We start from the raw sequence: 21753 nt of genomic DNA on the forward strand, positions 1-21753 counted from the left end.
CTAGCCCAAGAATTAATTTGATGTTTCTCTCCCACACATATCCACATAGGCGCAATAAGTGCAAGCGCTTCGATCCTCTGTTTGATCAAAATCGATTGTCTGCTGACAACTCTCTAAAACTTCTAATAGCCCCTCTTGATCCTCTTGTAACTCAGAGAGAGATTTTTCTAGCAAACAGCCCTCTTTAAGATCGTAGAAATAAATATGTTCAGGGGTATAACCTAGAGATTGTGCTCCTAAAGCGTAGATAGCTAGCTGATAACCTTCTTCTTGGGGCTTAAGCGCGCTTTTAAATTTATAGTCTAGCAGATCGTAACCGCCTGCGCTGTTTTGATCGATGCGATCGATGATCCCACTAAAGCTAAAGCCTCCAATAGAGGTTTCAAAGCGTTGTTCACACGCCACCACTTGCGCTCGGGCGAGTTTCCCTGTCTCACAAGCAAAGAAAGGGGCGAGCTTTTGGGCGACCACTTCCAATTCTAGGCGTTGGAGCGCGTTCAAATTTGCGTAGCTCTCTAAACTTTGGGCAGTCTTTAAGAAAGAATCAAAAGTGATGGGGGCATGGGTGTTTTGATAATGCGATCCGCTGTAATAAGCTTCTAAGATGGTGTGCAACAAAGACCCCATGTTAAAACTCTCTTGTGGAGCGGGGGTAAGTTTTGCCAAATACTGCAGATAAAAACGCCGTTTGCACGCCATAAAATCCTTAATTTTAGTCGCGCTGAATTTAAAATCTGAGGGGATGCGCTCAATGATCTTATCTGGAACGAACTCCCATGTGCGTGCTTGGGGAAAAATCACAAACTCGTTCTCTTCTTTTTCAGGTAAGGGCGTTTCTAAGCTTAGTTCTGCGAGCATTTTAGAGGGGATAGCATTTTGCGCACAGCTGTAGGCGATGTCCACATGGGAGGTGTTTTTAAGAAGTTGGTAATAATAGTGTTTTTGCAGATTTTCTCTATCCTCTAGGGTGGGAATGCCTAAGGCAGTGCGTGTAAAGGTGTTTAAAAAGAGATCGCTATCTTGCACGCTGGGGACTAGGCGATCGTTGAAATCCAAAATCACAATGCGCTCAAAGTGCAAACCACGGCACTCCAGGACATCTAAAACCTTAACCTTGCCTCCGGTGGTGTGATCGAGGCGCACCTCTTGCAAATTGCGCATATAGAGTTCTAGTAAATCCACTACGCTGTATTGTTGCAAGTTAGAAGCAATGGCATGATAGGTTTCAAAAAATTCCTGATGAAAATCTTGAAGCTTATGAGCAGTGTATTTTTCTAGGAGGGCTTGGGTGTGTTCTTGAAGGGTGATAAGAGGATTGGAGGTTTGGCAAGTTTGCAGGGTAGTTTTGAGTGCTTCTAAATCTTTAAAAAGGGGCGCAAACACTTCTTGGACATTTTCTCCGCGTGCAAAGTTGAGATTGTGCCCTAAATCCAATAATTTAAGCGCGCTTAAAATCTCCGCGCTGGGGGTGATGATGGCCAGAGTGCTAGGGTCTAGCCCTTCGCTTAACCACTCCTGCACCCTTTGTAAGGCTAACCCGACTTGATCTAAGCGTTGGTTAAAGGCATAAATAGAGATATGATCCGCACACAAGGGGGTTTGAGGGGTGGCTTGCACAATGGGATTTTCACCTCTGCTTAAAGCCTGCATGTCTAAGATATAGCTATGCTCCTCTTTTAAATTAACCCCTAAAAAGCGCAAACAAGACTGGTTATAGCGATCGCTGGTGATGTGCATAAACAAGGGCGCATGGGAGGCAATTTCTAACAGCATCTCTTGTTCAAACTTGCTCAAAAAGCCCTCTAGGTAAAATTCAATGCGCTCAAATTTGCATAAAACTTCAGGTATAAGAGTGGGGCGTATGCCCAAAATGGGATCGTAGTAGCCCCGCGCTTGCAAAGAGGCTTTATAGTGGCTATGGATGCGCTCTAGCACTTCTAAGTGGTGTTGGTAATCTCCGTAGATGTCTTTAGTGGGGATTTGGGCGATGTCAATGTTAAACTTGGCCAACTCGTTAAAAAAGCGCGCCACAAAGTTACTTCCATCCAAATAACCCAAAAAGCTTTTCTCAAAAACGATCAGGTGTGCTTCTCTCTCCTCTGCGTTTTTAGTCACCTCTTTAATCGCCTCCATCAAGAGCACTTGACGCACACTCTCAGGGATTTTAACCAACCCTTCCACAAAACTGATCTGATTATAAAACTCCTGCACACTCCACGCGGTGGGCAAAAACCCTTCGAGTTGTTTAGCATAAAAGGCATTACAAGCGCGGCGGCTGCTAAAGACATACAAAGTAGGGGGGGTATTTAAATCTAACATGACTCTTCTACGAGCGTGCACGCCCTCTTAGCGATATTTTGCGCGCTAAAGCCAAAATGATCGAAGAGCACGCCCCCGGGGGCAGACTTGCCAAAACTCTCCATGCCTAGCACATCGTGGGCAAAACGCCCCCACTCCAGCCCCCGTCCTGCCTCTACTGCCAACACCTTACCTTTAAACAGGCTTTTTAAATAGGTTTTATCCTGCTCTAAAAGCAGATCAAAGCAGGGCACGCTGACCACCTGCACCCCCACACCTTGATTTTGCAAAATTTGCACCGCCTCTAAGCAGGGGCTAACCTCGCTCCCACTACTCACTAGAGTGATTTGAGGGTTAGGGTGGGCATGCACCACATACCCCCCTTTTTGCACACTCTCTAGGGGCATATTAGGGTGCACGGGCAAGTTTTGGCGCGAGAGCACAAAGGCGCAAGGTTTATTTAAAGAGAGTGCTACCTGCCAACAGCGCACATTTTCATGTGCGTCCATGGGTCTAAAGACATAGAAATTTGGCAACGCCCTTAAATGGCTTAATTGTTCGATGGGCTGGTGGGTAGGACCATCCTCGCCCACCCCAATACTATCATGGGTAAAAATGTAGAAAATTTGATTGCCCATCAGCGCGCTCAAGCGCAAGCTAGGGGCCACATAGTCGCTAAAGACAAAAAAGGTCGCACAAAAGGGCACAAACAAGCCATAATTAGCTAGGGCGTTGCTCATAGCCCCCATAGCGTGCTCACGAATGCCAAAATGCAGATTGCGCCCAAAGTGGGGGGGCAGGCAGTCGGCTTGATCTTTTAAATGGGTGTTATTAGAGGGGGCAAGATCGGCACTCCCCCCCAAAAAGCCTAAATACGCCTCACTCAAGGCGTTTAAGATCGCCCCATTGCTCGCGCGTGTGGCGATCATTTTGCCCGCTTCAAAAGTGGGGTATTGGACTTTAGAGAAGTCTTTAGCCTGCAAGTGGGCAATGCGTGCCTTTAGATCGGGCTGACTCTCTAGGTAGCTTTGCCACTCTAACTCTAGGCGTTGTCCCTTTTCTTGCATGTTGAGCGCGTGCGCTACCCGCTCAGAGATCACAAAATCCCCGCTCAAACCCAAAGCCTCCTTAGAGCGCGCTAAAACCTCTGCCCCCAAAGGCGCGCCATGCACCTTTGCGCTTCCCTCCAAACCTAAAGCCCCCTTGCCGATGGTGGTTTTAGCGATGATTAAAGTAGGTTTTGTGGTGGCTTGGGCGCGCGTTAACAAGCGATCGATTTCTAAGAAATTATGCCCATCGCCCTCCAACACCTCCCAATTTTGCGCCTTAAAGCGTTCGCGCACATTCTCACTAAAGGCTAGGTTGGTGTCCCCCTCAATGGTGATCGCATTGCTATCATAGATCACAATCAAATTATCTAGTCCCAAATGTCCAGCTAAGGACGCGCTCTCATAGCTGATCCCCTCTTGCAAATCCCCATCTCCACAGAGGCAATAAACTTTATGGCTAATGCTTGTGCTATCTAGCAAGTTTTGGGCGATCTTAGCCCCCAAAGCAAAACCCACTGCGTTGGCAAAACCCTGTCCTAGGGGCCCTGTGGTGATCTCCACGCCCGGAGTGTGCTTAAACTCTAAATGCCCGGGGGTTTTAGAATCGAGCTGTCTAAAAGCCTTTAGATCCTCTAAGTTCAGATCAAAACCCCATAGGTGCAAGAGCGCATATACAAATGCACTGGCATGCCCCCCACTAAAGACCAAACGATCCCGATTGAGCCAATGCGGGTTAGACGGGTTGAGGCGCACATGCCGCCCCAACACCACCCCCACCTCTGCCAAGCCCATCGCCACGCCGGGGTGCCCGCTATTGGCCCTTTGCACCATGTCCGCGCTCAAAAAACGCAGAGTTTGGGCGCATTCTTGTAAGAGGGGTAAATCCTGCTCTTTTAACCGATTATCCATACAAAAACCTTTGAAAAAATGCCCTCATTCTAGCAGACTTGCTCTGAATCTAGAGCGCGCGCTTGAGCGATGTCTTGGCTAATTTGGGCTTTGAGTTCAGCTAAATGAGTAAAATGGCGGTTGTCGCGGATTTTCTTTAAGAATAAGACGCGTAAAGAGGGCGGGGGCGTGGTGATCTCTTGATCTAAAATGTGGGTTTCAAAGGCCATTTGCCCATCTGTGCTCAAACGATGCCCTAAAAAACTCACTGCACGCACACGCTTTTGATCTAACAGCACATCGGTTGCATAAACTCCCGCACAGGGCAAGAGTTGGGTTTGCAGGCTGTGAGTATTGATATTTAAAGTGGGATAGAGATGCTCATGCCCCAAATGTTGTCCGGGGATCACTACCCCCTGCAGAGCAAAGGGACGGCCTAAGAATTTGCGCGCTAAGAGCACATCACCCCGTTCAATGCAGGTTTTGATATGGTAGGAGTGTAGAGAAATGCCCTTAATTTTAATCTCTGTGATCACCTCCAAATGGATTTGAGGGCTTAACATCGCGCGCAACTCCTCTATTCCCATCGATCGCCCTTGTGCGCATTTAAAATCATAGCCCACTACGATTTTTTGCAAACGGGGGAATTTTTGGGTGAGCAGAGCGATAAAATCGCGCGCACTAATATGGCGTGCCTGCTCTAGGGGCAAAAAATAGAGATTTTGCGCATAAGAAGCGAGCAAACATGCGCGCTCTCTTAAAGGGGTGAGTGCTTTAGGTGGCTCAAAGCGATCCACCACCAACACCCCTGCCTGTGGGTATAGCGCGCTTAAGAGGCGTTGGTGCGCCAAATGCACGCCATCAAACTTACCTATGGCTAGGCTCAATAAGTCTTTATTGTTCAAAGTAGATAAAAAATTCTGCATTGCCCGCTTTGCCCTTAATTTCTGAGGGGCAAATGTGGCACACTCGCCCCCCCAACGCCTCAATCTCTGCGACAAACTCTTGAAGGCGCGCCTCTATACGCGCTGTATCACACACCACACCCGCTTTATTGCGCTTAGCCTCTTTGCCCACCTCAAACTGGGGCTTGAACAACACCAAAGCCCGCGCGCTCAAAGCGCATAAAACCCCTAAAATTTTACTCAAAGAGATAAAACTCACATCGCAGGTCAGTAGGTCGTAGTTCTCTTTTGGGGTGAAGTGGCGGATATCGCATTGCTCGATGACTTGAATACGAGGATGTGCTCTTAAGCGCATATCTAGCTGGTTGGTGCCCACATCTACGCAGACCACCTTTTTAGCTCCCCTTTCTAGTAAGACTTGTGCAAAGCCTCCCTTGCTCGAGCCCACATCTAAGATCACCTTACCTGCACAATTTAAAGGGTAACGCGCCAAGTAATGCCATAATTTTTCTCCGGCCCGACTCACAAACACCCTTTGGAGTAGTTGCACTTCTAGGCAAGCAGACACCTCTAAGCTAGGCTTGCTCAAAAGCTGTCCCTCACTGACCACCTTGCCCTGCAGGATTAAGTCTTTAGCCTGTGATCGGCTCTGGGCTAGCCCTTTGTGCACTAAAAATTGATCTAGACGCATCTAAAAGGCAGGGGCGGGCACTCTGTAGGCAAAGTTGAACATGATTTTTCCTAAACCTACAATGTCCATTTCTAATTTGGCTTCCTCTTGTGCGATGTGGTTGAGTTTGTCAAAGGCCACTAGAAAACCCCGCGCGTATTTATTGGTGGTGTAGAGCACGCGATCAAACTCGTCTTTACCAATCTCGCGCACCCAAGCCGGAGTTTCAAATCCGTGTAATCCATAGAGTTTATAAGAGATCGCATCGTTATCCAAAAAGCTTTGATCTTCGGTAAAAATTTCTACAAAGAAAAACTCTCGCGCGTGGTAAGCAACGGGATCGACATCGTTTAAATGCGTAGCTAGCGCGCTGACCACAGGGCGCAGATTCACAATCACTTCGCCCTTGCGGGTGGCTTGTGTGCGCTTTTCGGCTAAAAAATCCGGTTTGTAAGCCTCTATGAAACTATCACTACAAGCAACTAGCCCTAACACCAAGAGGCATAAAAACACCCTGCTCATGCTATAATCCCAATTATGTTAACCCAACTTGTCCATACCCAAAACCTTAATGATAGCGAAATTTTGGCCCTTCTGCAGCGCGCCAATGCCTTTTTGCACCAAAAAGCCACGCCTGCTAATTTAGCCCATAAAAATATCCTCGCCCTTTTCTTTGAAAACTCCACCCGCACGATCGCTAGCTTCCAAAATGCCGCTGCGCGTCTGCAAGCCCATTTTAGTGTCTTCAATGTCCAAAAAAGCTCGACTAGCAAAGGGGAGAGCTTGCTAGACACCTTGCACAATATTGAGGCGATGGGCGTAGATCTCATCATCACGCGCCACCACCATTCTAGCTCTGCGCTCTATTTTGCCAAAAACCTGCGCTGTGGCTTTATCAATGCGGGGAGCGGCACGCTCTCCCACCCCACCCAAGCCCTGCTAGATTTGCTCACGCTTTATAACCACTTTGAGGGCGCGCTAGAAGGTAAGACTATCGCCATTGTGGGGGATATTAAAAACTCACGCGTGGCTAATAGCAATATGGAACTACTGCCCCGCTTTGGAATGAAGATACTTTTAGCCGCTCCCCCCCACTTCTTGCCCCCCACTTCTTGCCCTAGCACGCATTCTTTAGCGGAGGCCTTAGAAGTTGCTGATGTGGTGATGGGTCTGCGCACCCAAACCGAGAGGCATAGCCTACAAACCTATGGATCGCTCAAAGACTACGCCAAAGATTTCTGCTTGACGCGCGCGCGCCTGCAAAATCGCCCCATTCCCATTCTACACCCCGGACCCGTGCACCGCAATATTGATATTGAAGATGCGCTTTTAGACGATCCGCGTTGCTTGGTGCTAGAGCAGGTCAAATTAGGTGTGTATTTGCGCATGGCGTTGATAGAGTCTATGCTTCTAGATTCCTAAACCTTTTATGAGGGATGGGAGAGGCTTTTACATAAGGAAATTAATGTCTTTAAATTTGCGTTGGAAGATCATTCTTGTTATCTTGGGTTCTTTGTGCACTCTAGGGATCATTGTGGCTTCATTGAGCAATTACATGGAAAGGGAGAGTTTTAAAAGAACGCTAAAGACTTTTAACTCCAACGCATTGGCCAAACGCGAGTCCGGTATCAAATACAATATATTCCTTGCTGTTTCGGGCATTGTGGAGTATTTTAAGCACAATTCTAGACAAGACGCCTTGCACATGAGCAAAACTTATTTTGAAAAGATCAATGCGGCTAAGGGGCGGCTTTATATCATCGCTTTAGAAAAAGATGGCACTTTGATCACGGATAATATCCGTCCGGAATTAGTGGGTAAAAAGGTGTTAGATTTTCAGGGCACGCGCGGGGATTACTATTTTAAAGAGTTTATCAACCGGGCTTTGAGCGATTCTAAGGGGGGCTTTTATCGTTGTCATCTCAAACGCCCCGCTCCAGAGACCACAACAGAGGATTGTGTGAGTTATGCCTACCATGACCCAGTCAGCGATCTTGTCATGGTGGCGGTGAGTTATGTGAGCGCGATTTATAAAACGATGGAAAAGGCAGAACAACAAGCCTACACTTTGGCCGATCACAATTTTCGCAATCTCATATACGCCACTTTAACGATCACTCTGGGCATCATCATCATCGCCTTTATTCTCAACCACTTTTGGATTCTCAAACGCTTGGGCGCGTTGGTGGAGGTGGTGCGCAATTTTGCAAGCGCGCAAAAGGATCTGACAGCGCGTATCCGCATTAAGGGGAATGATGAAATTAGCACCAGCGCGCAAAACATCAATAGCTTTTTAGAACATGTGTGCGCCTTCAACAATGAGATCAAGGACTATAGCCATCAAAGCCAAGATTCTGCTCTGCACTTAGAGAGCGCGATGCTACACACCACAGATGCCATCCAGCAAACCACCCAAACCATCACGCAAATTAGAGATGATGGAATCAAGCTTTCTAGCAATCTCAATTCTGCTAATGAAGATGTGCAGGGGGTTGTGGGTGAGTTGTCTAAAGCTATCACTTTGCTCGAACAAAGTAGGGGGAGTGTGATTTCCTTATGCGAGTCCATTGTCGAGGATGTTAATAATGAGAGGGAGTTAATTGCTCAGATCGAAGCGCTGAGTCAAAGCACCAATAACGCTAAAAATATCTTAGAGAGTATTGATGAAATCGCCAAACAAACCAATTTGCTTGCGCTCAATGCGGCTATTGAGGCCGCGCGCGCGGGTGAGCATGGGCGCGGGTTTGCCGTAGTGGCCCAAGAAGTGGGCAGTTTGGCCACACGCACCCAAAAAGCTTTGATGGAGGTGAACACCACACTCTCCACCATTACGCAAAATGTCGATGATGTCAGCCACCGTATGAACCAGCAAGCCGCACGCATCGAAAAGGCGAATACACTCAGTAACTCGGTGCAAAACACCTCTACGCAAACCACCGACTATTTGAAACAGCTCATCGGGCGCATCGAAGGAATGAATGCTGTCTTTATGAATTTAGTCCAAGACACTCAAATCATTATTAATAAGGTGGTTTCTGTGCAATCCTTAGCGAGCAAAACCCTGCAGAATGCGGAGGGCATGAAAAATATCATGCAAGAATCTAAATACCTCGTCCAGCAGATCGCCCATAAAACCAATGACTATAAAACAGATTAATCTATTTAAAACTATTTAGTAGGGCTTTAAATGATTCTTGAAAGCTCACTAAACCCGCGTTAAGCAATTCGATATAGGCTTGGTTGAGATCAAAGTCTAGACTCTCTAGTTGATCTTTGAGGGGGGAGAACTCTAGGATTTTAGGGGCGGGGCTTGGGGCGTTGTGGTAAGTATGCACCGCCTCTAGGGGGGCGGTGTTGATACTATGGGGCATTTTAAGGGCTTGGATGTAGTAATCTTTGGGTAGAGTAGGTTCTTTAACCCCCGTGCTTGCAAAAAGGGGGTAGAGATGAGGGAGATTGAGGTTTTGGATGTGTTGGTAGCATTCCAAAGCGTTGGCTATCCCTAGTTGGTGGGCGAGTTGGGTGCGCTGGGCTGTAGTGATGGAAGCTTGTGTTAAAAAGCGATCCAGAGCCACATCCAACCTAGAGACAAAGATACTAATCACGCCCATGTGCTTGGCATTTTTCAAGGCTAGAGCGCACTCTTTGGCCTGTGTGGGGGAAAAGACTAAGGTCGCGTTGATGGGCATGTGCGCGCTTAAGCGCGCCATCGCTTCTAAGCCGCTGAGTGTAGCTGGGATTTTGATCATCACATTAGGGCGTGCGAGGGCTTGGTGTAGGCGTTTGGCCTCCTGCACGCACGCGTTCACATCTCCCTCTAAAAAGGGATCGATTTCTAGACTAATGTAGCCTGTAGACTTATTTTTTTCATAAAGAGGTAAAAGTAAATCTGCAGCGCGCTGGATATCCTCAATGGCTAGAGATTCATAGAGGGCTTTAGAGCTCTCGCCCTTAAATGCGCTAATGGCATCTTTATAAGCCTGAGAATGCGTGATCGCTTGGGCAAAGAGTGCGGGGTTAGAGGTCGCCCCTACAATCTGCCCCTGCGCTAAGAGTGTGCGAAACTCTCCCTCTAAAAACCCCCGCTCGATAAAATCACACCAGAGATAAAAATCTTGCATATCAATCCTTATGAAAAAAGTTGCGCACTAGGGCGCGATCATCAAAGGGCAAATGCGCTTGACCTATAATCTGCACGCATTCATCCCCCTTGCCTAAAATTAATAACACCTCATCGCTTTGTAACTCGCTGAGGGCTAGCTCAATGGCGCGCTTGCGATCGGGCTCTACCACCACGCGCGTGCGCAATTCTGAAGCGATCCCGCTTAAAATGTCCTCAATAATGGCTAAAGGTTCTTCGCTTCTAGGATTATCTGAAGTGATATAGCTTTTAAGCGCGTGCGTGCTTGCTACTTGTCCCATCAAGGGGCGTTTGCTCTTGTCTCGATCCCCTCCAGCCCCAAAAACTACCTTAATTTTTTGTGCCTTAAAGCTGTTGAAAATCTGTACAAATCCATCGGCGGTATGGGCAAAATCCACCACCACTAGGGGGTTTTGGTGCACTACTTCCATACGCCCTTCCACCCCGGGGAAATCGCCCAGTAGAGAGCAAAGACTCTCTAAGGGTTGCTTAGTGAGGGCGCGCACACACAGCAGTGCCCCTAAGAGATTGTGCAGATTGTGTAAGCCCATCAGGGGCGCGTGCACGATCCCCATTTCTGCATTGCTATTAGGATCGCGCCGTGCTCTAGGATCGGCGTGAAACTCCACATGCGCGCTAATTTCAGGTTGCAGGCTGTAAGCGTTCACGCTCAAATGGGTTTTACGCTCGCAGGCGTAGCCATAGGCATTTGTGGGATTAAAGCGCACATGCGGGTCATCCAAATTGACGATCTTTAAACCCTCATCGCTCAAAAATTGGTTTTTGATCGCGCGGTAAGTTTCTATATCCCCATGATAATCCAAGTGATCGCTAGTGATATTAGTGTGCACTTTGGCGGCAAATTCCAAGCCTAAAATGCGCTCTTGCGCGATGGCATGCGAGCTCACTTCCATAACGAAAAATTTTGCCCCCTCTGCGCGCGCGCGCGCAATGTCGCTATAGAGTTCCAATAGACTAGGCGTGGTGAGCCCTTTGGGTTTAACTTGAGCGTTATGGATAAAAAAGCCCCGCGTGCCCAGCAGAGCGCAAGAATGCCCTAGAGCTTGGAGCAGGTGCGCAATCAGCGCGGCGGTGGTGGTTTTGCCATTGGTGCCGGTGATCCCAATGATAGGGATATTTACATTGAGATAGTGTTTAAGTTCTGAAGCCTCTATATAGGGCGTATGAGGGGGGATAAAACGCGCGTTAGTAGGAGTCTTTACCAGCAACACGCCCTCTTTTAACTCGCGTGTGTCTTCGCTCAAGGCTTCATAGACCCGATTTTGAAAGCGCACGCGTTCATTAATCATGCTTGCCCTCCTGAGCCTTTTCCAAGCGCAGGGCTTTTTGCAACAACGCCATCACGCGCGGGTCATACCAAAGCAGTTCGCGCATGTTTTCAATGTAGGCAATAGACATCTCATAAAATTGGTGATCGACTAAATTTTCTAAAAACTCGTAAAAATCCTCTTTACGCTCAAAGATCACCTTTGTGCTGAACATCAAATTTTCAAAGATTTCTTTAAAATCCTTGCCCACGCACATCGCCTTGAAATCGGCGTATAAAATTCCATCCAAACTCTCGGCTTTGAGTTGGTTTTCATGCCCGAAAGCCTGCGCCATCTTGCTCAAACTCTCATCAAAGGAGCTGATGAGTTCTAAAATCTGCCCCTGAATGCTAGCTTTATAGCGACGCGGTTGAGAATGCAGAAGATTTTGATAGAGTTCGTAAAAACTATGCGCCTCTTTGGGAAAATCTAGGGCAATATCACTTAAGAGCAAGCCAATTTTAGCGTGCGCGTCTAGGGGGTCTAAAAAGAGGGCTTGGGAGCACAGAAACAGGGCTTTAAAATACTGCTTTTGCAAGAAAGCCTTGTAGCCCTGCGCGGTGTAAGAGCGTTTTTTGGGGTCATTATTCAAGGGTTGCCTTTAAGAAAAAAGCGCTTGGTACTGCTCTTTAGAAACATGCACCACCTGCATATCGGGGTGAATCTCCTCTTGCAAACAACGCTCGATCCCAAATTTAAGCGTGTTGGCACTGCTCGCACAGCCTTTACACGCCCCCTCTAAACTCACATACACCTTAGCGTTTTTGATTCCTAGTAAGACCACATCGCCCCCGTCTCTGAGCAACATTGGACGCACTTTTTCTAAGGCTTTTTCTACGGGTTTTTGTAATTCTTGATCGCTAAAGATCATAGGCACTCCTTAAAAGCTTTACATTATAGCTATTTCCACGCGTTTAAGCTAGCCCATGCTAGAATAAATTAGAAATGCAAGGTTAATAATGGCTTTGTTAGGGCAACATTTTTTGCACGATGCCTTTTATCTAGATCAGATCTTACAATCCATCCCCTACGAGCACTTTAACAATGAGGTGCAGTTGGTGGAGATAGGGGTTGGCTTGGGAGATCTCACCACTAGGCTTTTAGATAGGCTAGGCTCTAAGACTTTGATCGCCTACGAAGTGGATAGGGCGTTGGCTATAGGTTTGAAAAGTAGGCTTAGTCCTGCGTCTTGGGCGCGTTTAGAGCTGGTCGTAGGCGATGTGATGGAACGCAAAGGGGTTGGAAATGGCACATACGATGTCTTGGCAAATACGAGGCTTAGAGTGCCCCGTGTGGGCTTTTTGTGCGACAGGCCCTATTTTTTGGTCTCTAATTTGCCCTATTACATCGCCACGCCCATTATCGCCCGTGCACTCAGAGATAGCCTCTGTGTGGGAATGGTTGTGATGACTCAATTAGAAGTCGGTTTGAAATTTTGCGCCCATGTGGGGAGTAAAGATTATGGCGCGCTGAGTGTGCTCGCTGGACTTACATGCACTAGGCGGGAGTTGTGTTTTGAAGTGCCTAAAGAAGCCTTTAACCCGCCCCCTAAGGTGCGCTCTAGCGTGATCGCTTTGATCAAACACCCCCTACAAGATTGCGCCCCTTCTTTAGAGGTTATAGAACTAGAAACTGCGCTCAAGCAGTGTTTTCAAGCCAACCGCAAGACCCTTAGTAATAATCTCAAGGGGATTTGTTCCCCAGAGGTGCTACAAACTTTTTTAAGCAGACACGGCCTAAAGCCCCAAGCGCGCCCCCACGAGTTGAGCCCTACAGACTACCTAGACCTAGCTTGTGATCTCATCCAACAATCTAAAATAGGAGCTTATCATGGATAAACCCGATCAAGTAGACAATATAGACAGCACAACCCCCTCTAAACACCCCCCCAAAACCCAGACCCCCCTTCTAAAAACCCTCGTCCTAATCGTATTAAACAAGGCAGAGGACACCACCATGCCCAGCACCCTGAACAAGCGGGGGTCAAAAACATCACTAAAGCCAATGAGCGGGGCAATTTGGGCTTCCATAAGGAACTCAAGGCTGGCGTAGAAACCAATAACAAGATTCATATCAACCACCTCAACCCTCATTACAAACTCGATCTCAATGTCAAAGCCCGTGTTAAAATCACTCCTTTAGGGGGCTTGGGCGAGATCGGGGGGAATATGATGGTCATTGAAACCATGCACCAAGCGATCATCATCGATGTGGGCATGAGTTTTCCTAGTGAGGACATGCATGGGGTGGATATTTTAATCCCGGATTTTAACTACCTACACAGCATTAAAGATAAAATTGTAGGTGTGCTCATCACCCATGCCCATGAAGACCATATTGGGGCAGTGCCCTATCTCTTTAAAGAATTGCAATTCCCCCTCTATGGCACGCCCTTAAGTTTGGGGATGATCGGGAATAAATTTGATGAACACGGACTCAAGAAGTTTAAAAGTTTCTTTAAGATCGTGCAAAAACGCCAACCGATTCAAATTGGCGAGTTCATTGTGGAGTGGATTCATATCACCCACTCCATTATTGACGCGAGCGCGTTAGCCATTCAAACCAAAGTGGGCACAATCATCCACACCGGGGATTTTAAAATCGATCACACCCCCGTAGATAACTTGCCCACCGATCTTTACCGCCTCGCCCACTATGGCGAACAGGGGGTCATGTTGTTGCTGAGTGATAGCACCAATTCCTATAAACCGGGCATTACTCCTAGTGAGACCAGCGTGGGACCTGTGTTTGAAAATCTCTTTAAGAGTGCTCAAGGACGCGTGATCATGAGCACCTTTTCTTCCAATATCCACCGCGTGTATCAAGCCATCCAGCACGCCCTAAACCACAACCGCAAAGTTGCCGTGATCGGACGCTCTATGGAGAAAAACCTAGACATTGCGCGCGAACTGGGCTATATCCATCTGCCCTCTAAGGTTTTTATCGAAGCCCATGAGGTCGAAAAACTTCCCGATCACGAGGTCTTTATTGTAACCACAGGCTCACAGGGGGAGACCATGAGCGCGCTTTATCGCATGGCAACGGACGAACACCGCCACATCAGCATTAAGCCTAGCGATTTGGTGATCATTTCCGCTAAGGCAATCCCGGGCAATGAGGCGAGTGTGTCGAGCATTTTAAACCTCTTGATGAAAAAAGACGCGCAAGTGGTGCACCACGCTTTTGATATCCATGTGAGCGGACACGCTGCCCAAGAGGAGCAAAAGCTCATGTTGCGCCTGATCAAGCCTAAATTCTTTTTACCCGTGCATGGGGAGTATAACCATGTTGCCAAGCATAAAGAAACGGCGATGGCGTGCGGGATTCCTGAGAAAAATATCTATTTGATGGAAGATGGGGATCAGGTGGAAGTCAATCCTAACTTTATGCGCAAGGTCAAGAGCATTAAGAGCGGAAAGCACTATGTGGATAACACCAATAATGTCAGCATTGAGCAAAAGATCGTGGACGAACGCTTGGAGATCGCCAGTGCTGGTTTGCTGAGTGCGGTGTTATTCATCTCTAAAGAGGGGCAGAGTCTCATGCCCCATTCTAAAATTAGCAGTGTGGGGATTGTCAATCTCAAGGAAGAACGCCACTTCTTGGAGGATTTGCAGGATTCTTTAGGTTTGCATATCAAAGCCCTGCGCCAAGATGTGCTGGGCAATAACAAGTCCTTAGATGAGAGTGTGCGGCATTTCTTGCGTAAGGCGTTATTTAAGCACACCAAAAAATACCCCGCCATTGTGAGTCATGTTTTTGTGAGCTAGCCATGCGTGCGTGGGTATTGGGGGTATTGGTGTTGGTGGGGTTAGTACACGCAGAGGAGAAGAAAATGCATACTATTTATCTAGCGGGGGGGTGTTTTTGGGGATTAGAGGCGTATATGGAGCGCATTTATGGGGTGAAAGACGCTTTAGTGGGTTATGCTAATGGGAAAAGCGATCAGACCACTTATCACGAATTGCACAATAGCGATCACGCTGAGACGGTGAAAGTGGAGTTTGATCCTAAAGAGGTTAGCCTAGATAAACTCTTGCTCTACTACTTTAAGGTGATCGATCCGACCAGTTTAAACCAACAGGGCAATGATCGCGGACGGCAGTATCGCACCGGGATTTACTATACAGACCCTAAAGATGAGCCCATTATCGCCAAAGCCCTAGCCAATTTACAGACCTATTACCAACAAAAGGTACGCATCGAGCTAGAACCGCTGAAAAACTTCGTAGTGGCAGAGGAATACCACCAAGACTATCTAAAGAAAAACCCGGGGGGGTATTGCCATATTGATCTAAAAAAAGCCGATGAGGTGGTGATTGACCCCAAGGATTACCACAAGCCCGATCAAGCCACGCTCAAAAAACAACTCACAGACCTACAATACAAGGTAACCCAAGAAAGCTATACAGAACGCCCCTTTGAAAATGAGTATGATCACCTCTTTAAACCCGGGATTTATGTAGACATCACCACCGGTGAACCTTTATTTCTCTCCACGGATAAATTTGATAGTGGGTGTGGGTGGCCTGCCTTTAGCAAGCCCATCAATAAAGAAGTTGTGGGGTATGAGAAGGATGATAGCCATGCGATGATCCGCACCGAAGTGCGTAGCCGTGTGGGTAAGGCGCATTTGGGGCATGTCTTTGAGGATGGACCTAAAGAGTTAGGGGGTTTACGCTATTGTATCAACAGCGCGGCACTCAAATTCATTCCCCTAGAGGACATGGAGGCTAAGGGCTATGGTTATCTGCTTCCCATGCTCAAAAAAGCCATGCTCAAAAAAGAGATTAAGCGTTAATGAACTCCCTAGATTACGGCGCACTCGCCTCTAACACACTCCATCTAGCCATAGACGCGCTCACACACGCTAAAGAGTCTTTAAGCCATGCCAAATTAGAACCCATTATCACCTGTTTAGCCAACGCTCCGCTGGTAGCGGTAATGGGGGTGGGTAAGAGCGCGCACATCGGGCGTAAGATCACCGCGACGCTCACTAGCACAGGCACTAAGGCGGTGTTTCTCCACCCCACTGAAGCCCTGCACGGCGATATGGGTATTGTGGGGGAAAAAGATGTCATCTTGGCGATCAGTTATGGGGGGGAGAGTGCAGAGCTCTTAGAGGCTCTGCGTTTTATCCCTTGTGGCGGGATTATAGGCATGAGCAAAAGCCCTAATAGCTCTCTAGGCAAGCTCTCTAACCACCACTTAAGTCTCAACATTAAAAAAGAGGCTTGTAGTTTTAACATGGTGCCCACCACCTCTACCACCCTAAGTTTGGCTTTAGGCGATGTCTTGGCAGTGTGTTTAATGGCGCATAAGGGTTTTACTCAAAGCGATTTTGCGCGCTATCACCCCGGGGGCTTGCTGGGTAAGAAAATGCACCTGCGCGTGCGCGACATTTATCGCACCCATGCCTTGCCTCTAGTGAGCGCGCAAGCCTCTTTACATGAAGCCCTGCTAGAAGCCACCCATCAAGGTTTGGGCAATGCGCTTTTGGTCGATGAGAATCAAAAACTTGTAGGGGTTTTAAGCGATGGGGATATTCGCCGCGCGCTTTTAGAGCCACATTTTGATCGCTCTGCTCCAGCTAGAGAATTTGCGACCTTGAACCCTAAAACCATTCAAGACCCTAATATGTTGGTGCTAGATGCGCTCAATTTCATAGAAACCCATCAAATTTCTTTACTCATCGTGCTAGATGCGCATAAAAAAGTGCTCGGGGTGGTGCATTTGCACGCCCTGCTAGCTCTAGGGCTTAAAGACTTGAAGGAGTAGCGATGTTTGAACGCTTAGACCAACTGATTAAAGATATTGAAAACGCCAAAGAGGAAGTAGAATTACTTTTAAAGTTAGCCAATGTGAGTTTGAGCGATTTTATTTTAATGAAGCGCGGGAGTTTAGATATTCCAGAGGGTTTAGACATGGCTTTTTACACCCAAATTAGCGAACATGTCGAAGAGCTTAAGGAATGTATTAACGCGCTGAACAAATACAAAAGAGAAATGTTAGTTTTTTAAGGATTTTTATGTGTGGGATTGTGGGTTATTTGGGCACTGAGCAGAGAGTGGGGCTATTATTAGGAGGTCTCAAAGAGCTAGAATATCGGGGCTATGATAGCGCGGGGTTAGCCTTACTGGGAGAGGGTGCGCCTTTGCAGGTGTTTAAAACCAGTGGTAAAATCAGCGCGCTAGAAAACTTGGTGCAAGGGGTATGCACACAGGGTTTAGGCGTGGGGATCGCCCACACGCGCTGGGCCACGCATGGCCAACCCACCACGCAAAACGCCCACCCGCATACCTATAAAACCAGCGCGTTAGTGCACAATGGAATTATTGAAAATTATGCCCCTCTTAAAACGCAATTAGAACAAAAAGGGCATGTTTTTTCTAGCCAAACCGATAGCGAGGTGGTGGTGCATCTCTTTGAGGAAAACCTAGAACAGAGTGGAGCTAAAAGCCTCGAACAAGCCCTGCAAGCTTTTAAAGACACCATTGCCCAGTTGGAGGGCGCGTATGCGATTCTGCTCATTAACGAGCGTTTTCCTACTTGTATTTTTTATGCCAAAAACCACTCGCCTTTGCTCATTGCCACCGGTAGAAACGGGGTGTATTTTGCTAGCGCGCCTAATGCGCTTATAGGGCACGCAGGGCAGATGGTGCGCTTAGAGGAGGGGAGTGTAGGAGTGTTGGATTTCCAAAAGCCCTTAGATTTGCAAGCTCTAGGGGAAGTGCAAGCGGTGAGCACAGACACCCAGCAGAGCGATAAGGAGGGCTTTAACACCTACATGGAAAAAGAGATTTACGAACAGCCTAAAGTGCTGAGCTTGCTAGGGCGACTCTCTGCTGATCGTGTGCATTTGGAATTGCCCGATGGTTTTTTAGAGGGGGTGAGTTGTATTAGCATTAGCGCGTGTGGGACGAGTTACCACGCCGGGCTAGTGGGCAAATACTTGATCGAGAGTTTAGCCGGGGTCAAGGTGCAGGTAGAACTCGCCAGCGAATACCGCTACGCACATTTTGCGACCCAAAAAGACGAACTTTTTATTGCAATCTCTCAAAGTGGAGAGAGCGCAGATACCCTAGAGGCTCTGCGATTAGCTAAGAGTTTGAGGCTAAAAACTCTAAGTTTATGTAATACTCAAAGTTCAAGCATGGCAGACATGGCTGATGAGCTACTTTTAACCCATGCCGGACTAGAGCGTAGCGTGGCTTCTACCAAAGCCTTTACCAGTCAGGTTTTGATCTTATGGCTTTTGGCTTTGCAACTCGCCCAAGAGAGGCATACCCTGAATGCAGAGGAGTTAAAAGCGCAAATCCAAGCCGTGCAAGGGAGTTTAAAAGCCATGCAAGAGGGGCTAGAATTACACGATGAAGTGCGCGCAGTGAGCGCGCAGATTTTAGAGCGGGATTTAAAGGGGTATTTTTTCATGGGACGGGGAGTTTTCTACCCGCTAGCCCTAGAGGGTGCGCTCAAACTCAAAGAGATCGCCTATGTGCACGCACAAGGCTATGCTAGTGCAGAGATGAAACATGGTCCCATTGCCCTAGCCGACTCTAGCTTACTTAGCACCACTTTACTCCCTCAACATCTCCTATTTGCCAAAAATTTAAGCAATGTAGAGGAATTGCGCGCACGCGATTCGCTCATTTTTGCCCTCAGTCCTACGAAACTTAAAGAAGCTACTTTTCAAATCCAAACCCGATCTTACGATCACTTCATGCCCGAGTTTTTTCACATGCTGGTGATCTTGCAACTCTTCGCCCTAGAGATGGCACAGCTCAAGGGGTTAGATGTAGACAAACCCCGCAACTTAGCCAAAAGTGTTACTGTTGAGTGAAACCACCCCCATTTACATTATTCACCTAGACAACTCGGCTAGGGACATCACTCCTTTGCTATGGCATTTAAACTATCTCTTAAAAAAAAGTGCACATAAAAACTTTCACATTGAGGTGTTTAAAGCCGTGCATGGGCAAAAGGACTACCACAACAAGGGGATCACTTTCAAGCACACCCACCCCGTGCTCAATGACTTTGCCCCTCAAACCCCAAAACGCACCCAAGTCCTTGAGCTTGTGCGCCTTGCATTACGCATGCGCGTTAACTTCCAAAGTTTGGGGCAACTAGGTTGTTTTGCAAGTCATTTTCTGCTTTGGCAGGAGTGTGTGAAATTGCAAAGACCTATCATTGTGTTAGAAGACGATATCTTGCCCACCTTTGATTTTTATGAAAAGTGTGCTTTGGGTTTGGAGGCGATTAACACGGGGTTAGCCCAAGTCGTGCGTTTATATACACTTTATTTCAAACGCCACCAAATTAAAAGCGCATTGACCCATGATTTTGATTGGATCTTTAGTCCCTATGGAGGGATGGGCACACAGGGTTATGTTTTAAGTCCACAGGGTGCGCAAAAGCTCTTGGAGCACTGCCCCCCTCAATGGATTTTGCCTGTGGACACTTATATGGACGCACACTACACCCATCATGTAAAAACTTTAACTCTAAAATCCCATGCCTTATTAGTAGAGCCCGCCCCCACTCAAGTGCCCCACGCCAATATCCAAAATTTTAGAGGCAAACTCAAAGCCCTATCGTGGCTATTGCGGCTTTGTAATTACACCTTAAAAATCCGTTGGTTTTGCCAACATCTCTTCAATCTTCTTTTTAGGCGTTTTTAATGCAAAGCAAACCCTCCCTTTATGCGCTCACTCTTGCAGAGTGGCAAAACTATTGCACACAGCATGGTTTTAGGCCCTTTGTGGCTAAACAATTTTATGCGTGGCTTTATCAGCGTTATGCTAGTCTAGATCAAATGCACAATCTCCCCCACGCTTTTAAGGAAGCTGTGTGCGCGGATTTTGAGGTGCGTCCCTTAGAGGTGCTAGAGTGCCAGCAGAGCGCGGATAAGAGCGTAAAATATCTCTTTAAAACCTTTGATGGGCATAGTTTTGAGAGTGTGTATATGGTGATGCGAGAAGCTAGGGAGGGAGAAGCACAAGAGAAAATCACGCTGTGTTTGAGTTGTCAGATTGGGTGCAAGGTGGGCTGTGTGTTTTGTGCGACCGCTAAGGGGGGCTTTGTGCGCAATTTAAACGCGGGCGAGATTGTAGAGCAAGTGGTCGCTCTTAAGCGTGCCCACCAGCTAGAGCCCACTAGGGGGATTAATCTAGTCTTTATGGGTATGGGCGAGCCCTTGCATAATTTTGAGCAGGTGGTGCACGCGCTAGAGATTTTAAGCACCCATGAGGGGCTCAACATCGCTCCTAGACGCATCACTATTTCTACAAGCGGAGTAGTGCCCGCCCTTCAGACTTTGGGCGCGCTCAATTTGGGCGTGCAGTTGGCTATTTCTTTGCACGCGGTCAATGACAGCTTGCGCTCCAAACTGATGCCTATCAACAAGGTCTATAATTTGCAAGCCCTGATTAACGCGCTTAAAGCCTTCCCCCTAGACAAACGCAAGCGGGTGATGTTTGAATACTTGATGATTAAAGATGTGAACGATTCGTTAAGCCATGCCAAAGAATTATTAAGACTGCTCAATGGGCTTAAAGCCAAAATCAATCTCATCCCCTACAACTCTACTCCCCACTCCAAATTTGAACGCCCAGAATTAGAGAGGGTGCAGGCTTTTGCAGATTTTCTCAATCAAAAGGGCCTACTCTGCACAATTCGCATCTCTAAGGGGCAGGACATCGCAGCCGCCTGTGGGCAACTTAGAGAACAACGCCTTAAGGAGCATGGATAAAGTATTGACAGCGATAAAATCGCTCACCCAAATTAGGCTGTTGGAGCAAAGCGTGAAGCTTTTCACGGCTTAAGGGTTTATTTTGCTTGAGCGCGCTCAATAGAGCGCGTTGTTGGCGGCTTTTAATGTGAGGGCTAAGGCGTTTAAAAAACGCGCTTTGCAAAAGGGCCATTCTATCTGCATGGGTGTGGCACGCGCCTACCATGTCCTGTAAAAGAGTGGTGTAGGATTTCTGCAGAGGGGCATAATGTTTATTTAGGGTGTTGTTGTAGTGGGCTTGCAGGGTTTTACATTTAGCTTTTTGTTGGGGGTCGATACTTAAACCTGCCCCCAATTCGTTAAAAAGCGCGTCTTTAGCGCAGTTGTTGAGCACGGCATGGAAAGATTGCCTAGAGAGAGGGGGTTTTTTAGCCTCTTGTTTTTTGGAATTTTGAACCTCAGCTAATAGATCGCTGCGGCGAATCTCAATGCTATTATTAATAGGCGTGCCGTGAATATTTTGAGAAGAAAGCGCGCTATCTTTAGGCGGAGGTGTGGGAGAGGAATCAAAAACGGGGGGTTGGAGGCGGGTGTAATAGACCACCTTTTGGGTTTGATCGTCCATTTGATTTTGATTATCTTCAGAGAGCGCGCTCATAGGAAAAAAGGGGAACATTCCAAAACAACCCATAGAAAACACCGCAAAAACCCCCACACACCACCCTACACGACCCATGCTTTTTC

Annotated in this window: 20 protein-coding genes; 10 read left to right on the forward strand and 10 right to left on the reverse strand. The window is 47.4% G+C overall.

What is annotated here, in order from left to right; all coding sequences use genetic code 11:
• Positions 1 to 12: 12 nt before the first annotated feature.
• Genes HFELIS_RS05635 through HFELIS_RS05655 form a run of 5 tightly spaced genes read right to left on the reverse strand, consistent with a single transcriptional unit; the run spans position 13 to position 6332 of the window.
• Complete coding sequence (locus tag HFELIS_RS05635) at positions 13 to 2319, reverse strand: PD-(D/E)XK nuclease family protein (protein WP_013469576.1); 2307 nt, start codon at positions 2317 to 2319, stop codon at positions 13 to 15.
• Positions 2313 to 4256, reverse strand: a complete 1944-nt coding sequence (gene tkt, locus HFELIS_RS05640) for a transketolase (protein ID WP_013469577.1) — start codon at positions 4254 to 4256, stop codon at positions 2313 to 2315. The genes HFELIS_RS05635 and tkt overlap by 7 nt, the downstream gene beginning before the upstream one ends.
• A 29-nt stretch (positions 4257 to 4285) precedes the next feature.
• Entirely contained in the window at positions 4286 to 5161 is an 876-nt protein-coding gene (locus tag HFELIS_RS05645; protein WP_013469578.1) for a bifunctional riboflavin kinase/FAD synthetase, read from the reverse strand.
• Entirely contained in the window at positions 5130 to 5831 is a 702-nt protein-coding gene (gene tlyA / locus HFELIS_RS05650) for a 23S rRNA (cytidine-2'-O)-methyltransferase TlyA (RefSeq protein WP_013469579.1), read from the reverse strand. Before tlyA ends, HFELIS_RS05645 begins: the two co-directional genes overlap by 32 nt.
• Positions 5832 to 6332 (reverse strand): hypothetical protein, encoded by a 501-nt coding sequence (locus tag HFELIS_RS05655; RefSeq protein ID WP_013469580.1) that lies wholly within the window; start codon positions 6330 to 6332, stop codon positions 5832 to 5834. It abuts the gene before it with no gap.
• Between the two features lie 15 nt (positions 6333 to 6347).
• Here HFELIS_RS05655 and HFELIS_RS05660 point away from each other — a divergent pair, with 15 nt between their 5' ends.
• A complete protein-coding gene (locus HFELIS_RS05660; RefSeq protein ID WP_013469581.1) occupies positions 6348 to 7232 on the forward strand; it encodes an aspartate carbamoyltransferase catalytic subunit in 885 nt (294 codons plus the stop codon).
• 43 nt (positions 7233 to 7275) lie between these two features.
• Complete coding sequence (locus HFELIS_RS05665; protein ID WP_013469582.1) at positions 7276 to 8967, forward strand: methyl-accepting chemotaxis protein; 1692 nt, start codon at positions 7276 to 7278, stop codon at positions 8965 to 8967.
• A 1-nt stretch (position 8968) separates the two neighbouring features.
• On the opposite strand, the gene HFELIS_RS05670 is transcribed toward HFELIS_RS05665, so the two are convergent.
• The 4 genes from HFELIS_RS05670 to HFELIS_RS05685 are packed head-to-tail and all read right to left on the reverse strand — an operon-like array spanning position 8969 to position 12150.
• Positions 8969 to 9931: a transaldolase gene (locus HFELIS_RS05670; RefSeq protein ID WP_013469583.1), complete on the reverse strand. Its 963-nt coding sequence runs from the start codon at positions 9929 to 9931 to the stop codon at positions 8969 to 8971.
• Position 9932: 1 nt separating this feature from the next.
• The gene (locus HFELIS_RS05675; RefSeq protein WP_013469584.1) at positions 9933 to 11261 is read right to left on the reverse strand and encodes a UDP-N-acetylmuramoyl-L-alanyl-D-glutamate--2,6-diaminopimelate ligase; all 1329 of its coding nucleotides are present in this window, start codon (positions 11259 to 11261) and stop codon (positions 9933 to 9935) included.
• Positions 11254 to 11871: a hypothetical protein gene (locus tag HFELIS_RS05680; protein WP_013469585.1), complete on the reverse strand. Its 618-nt coding sequence runs from the start codon at positions 11869 to 11871 to the stop codon at positions 11254 to 11256. Before HFELIS_RS05680 ends, HFELIS_RS05675 begins: the two co-directional genes overlap by 8 nt.
• A gap of 9 nt (positions 11872 to 11880) precedes the next feature.
• Positions 11881 to 12150 carry a NifU family protein gene (locus tag HFELIS_RS05685; RefSeq protein WP_013469586.1) on the reverse strand — a complete coding sequence of 90 codons (270 nt, stop codon included), beginning with the start codon at positions 12148 to 12150 and terminating at the stop codon, positions 11881 to 11883.
• Between the two features lie 88 nt (positions 12151 to 12238).
• On the opposite strand from HFELIS_RS05685, the gene rsmA reads away from it, so the two are divergent.
• The 8 genes from rsmA (at position 12239) to rlmN (ending at position 21030) form a co-directional block, all read left to right on the forward strand.
• On the forward strand, positions 12239 to 13117 hold the full coding sequence (gene rsmA / locus HFELIS_RS05690) for a 16S rRNA (adenine(1518)-N(6)/adenine(1519)-N(6))-dimethyltransferase RsmA (RefSeq protein WP_013469587.1): 879 nt from the start codon (positions 12239 to 12241) through the stop codon (positions 13115 to 13117).
• A gap of 93 nt (positions 13118 to 13210) precedes the next feature.
• On the forward strand, positions 13211 to 15049 hold the full coding sequence (locus tag HFELIS_RS05700; RefSeq protein WP_407918932.1) for a ribonuclease J: 1839 nt from the start codon (positions 13211 to 13213) through the stop codon (positions 15047 to 15049).
• 2 nt (positions 15050 to 15051) lie between these two features.
• A complete protein-coding gene (msrB, locus tag HFELIS_RS05705; protein ID WP_013469590.1) occupies positions 15052 to 16080 on the forward strand; it encodes a peptide-methionine (R)-S-oxide reductase MsrB in 1029 nt (342 codons plus the stop codon).
• The gene (locus tag HFELIS_RS05710; RefSeq protein WP_013469591.1) at positions 16080 to 17057 is read left to right on the forward strand and encodes a KpsF/GutQ family sugar-phosphate isomerase; all 978 of its coding nucleotides are present in this window, start codon (positions 16080 to 16082) and stop codon (positions 17055 to 17057) included. The genes msrB and HFELIS_RS05710 overlap by 1 nt, the downstream gene beginning before the upstream one ends.
• A gap of 2 nt (positions 17058 to 17059) precedes the next feature.
• The gene (locus HFELIS_RS05715; RefSeq protein WP_013469592.1) at positions 17060 to 17299 is read left to right on the forward strand and encodes a DUF2443 family protein; all 240 of its coding nucleotides are present in this window, start codon (positions 17060 to 17062) and stop codon (positions 17297 to 17299) included.
• Between the two features lie 8 nt (positions 17300 to 17307).
• Complete coding sequence (glmS, locus tag HFELIS_RS05720; protein ID WP_013469593.1) at positions 17308 to 19119, forward strand: glutamine--fructose-6-phosphate transaminase (isomerizing); 1812 nt, start codon at positions 17308 to 17310, stop codon at positions 19117 to 19119.
• Positions 19103 to 19960: a glycosyltransferase family 25 protein gene (locus HFELIS_RS05725; protein ID WP_013469594.1), complete on the forward strand. Its 858-nt coding sequence runs from the start codon at positions 19103 to 19105 to the stop codon at positions 19958 to 19960. Before glmS ends, HFELIS_RS05725 begins: the two co-directional genes overlap by 17 nt.
• The gene (gene rlmN / locus HFELIS_RS05730; RefSeq protein ID WP_013469595.1) at positions 19960 to 21030 is read left to right on the forward strand and encodes a 23S rRNA (adenine(2503)-C(2))-methyltransferase RlmN; all 1071 of its coding nucleotides are present in this window, start codon (positions 19960 to 19962) and stop codon (positions 21028 to 21030) included. The genes HFELIS_RS05725 and rlmN overlap by 1 nt, the downstream gene beginning before the upstream one ends.
• Here rlmN and HFELIS_RS05735 read toward each other — a convergent pair.
• A complete protein-coding gene (locus HFELIS_RS05735) occupies positions 21014 to 21745 on the reverse strand; it encodes a hypothetical protein (RefSeq protein WP_013469596.1) in 732 nt (243 codons plus the stop codon). The two genes, rlmN and HFELIS_RS05735, sit on opposite strands and share 17 nt — an antisense overlap.
• Positions 21746 to 21753: the final 8 nt, after the last annotated feature.

This window comes from Helicobacter felis ATCC 49179, from assembly GCF_000200595.1.
GTDB classification, from domain to species: Bacteria; Campylobacterota; Campylobacteria; order Campylobacterales; family Helicobacteraceae; genus Helicobacter; species Helicobacter felis.

Bases quoted from the DNA above. Each gene is read 5' to 3' on its own strand.
- HFELIS_RS05635 (WP_013469576.1), bottom strand. From the start codon at position 2,319: ATGTTAGATTTAAATACCCCCCCTACTTTGTATGTCTTTAGCAGCCGC.
- tkt (WP_013469577.1), bottom strand. From the start codon at position 4,256: ATGGATAATCGGTTAAAAGAGCAGGATTTACCCCTCTTACAAGAATGC.
- HFELIS_RS05645 (WP_013469578.1), bottom strand. From the start codon at position 5,161: ATGCAGAATTTTTTATCTACTTTGAACAATAAAGACTTATTGAGCCTA.
- tlyA (WP_013469579.1), bottom strand. From the start codon at position 5,831: ATGCGTCTAGATCAATTTTTAGTGCACAAAGGGCTAGCCCAGAGCCGA.
- HFELIS_RS05655 (WP_013469580.1), bottom strand. From the start codon at position 6,332: ATGAGCAGGGTGTTTTTATGCCTCTTGGTGTTAGGGCTAGTTGCTTGT.
- HFELIS_RS05660 (WP_013469581.1), top strand. From the start codon at position 6,348: ATGTTAACCCAACTTGTCCATACCCAAAACCTTAATGATAGCGAAATT.
- HFELIS_RS05665 (WP_013469582.1), top strand. From the start codon at position 7,276: ATGTCTTTAAATTTGCGTTGGAAGATCATTCTTGTTATCTTGGGTTCT.
- HFELIS_RS05670 (WP_013469583.1), bottom strand. From the start codon at position 9,931: ATGCAAGATTTTTATCTCTGGTGTGATTTTATCGAGCGGGGGTTTTTA.
- HFELIS_RS05675 (WP_013469584.1), bottom strand. From the start codon at position 11,261: ATGATTAATGAACGCGTGCGCTTTCAAAATCGGGTCTATGAAGCCTTG.
- HFELIS_RS05685 (WP_013469586.1), bottom strand. From the start codon at position 12,150: ATGATCTTTAGCGATCAAGAATTACAAAAACCCGTAGAAAAAGCCTTA.
- rsmA (WP_013469587.1), top strand. From the start codon at position 12,239: ATGGCTTTGTTAGGGCAACATTTTTTGCACGATGCCTTTTATCTAGAT.
- msrB (WP_013469590.1), top strand. From the start codon at position 15,052: ATGCGTGCGTGGGTATTGGGGGTATTGGTGTTGGTGGGGTTAGTACAC.
- HFELIS_RS05710 (WP_013469591.1), top strand. From the start codon at position 16,080: ATGAACTCCCTAGATTACGGCGCACTCGCCTCTAACACACTCCATCTA.
- HFELIS_RS05715 (WP_013469592.1), top strand. From the start codon at position 17,060: ATGTTTGAACGCTTAGACCAACTGATTAAAGATATTGAAAACGCCAAA.
- glmS (WP_013469593.1), top strand. From the start codon at position 17,308: ATGTGTGGGATTGTGGGTTATTTGGGCACTGAGCAGAGAGTGGGGCTA.
- rlmN (WP_013469595.1), top strand. From the start codon at position 19,960: ATGCAAAGCAAACCCTCCCTTTATGCGCTCACTCTTGCAGAGTGGCAA.
- HFELIS_RS05735 (WP_013469596.1), bottom strand. From the start codon at position 21,745: ATGGGTCGTGTAGGGTGGTGTGTGGGGGTTTTTGCGGTGTTTTCTATG.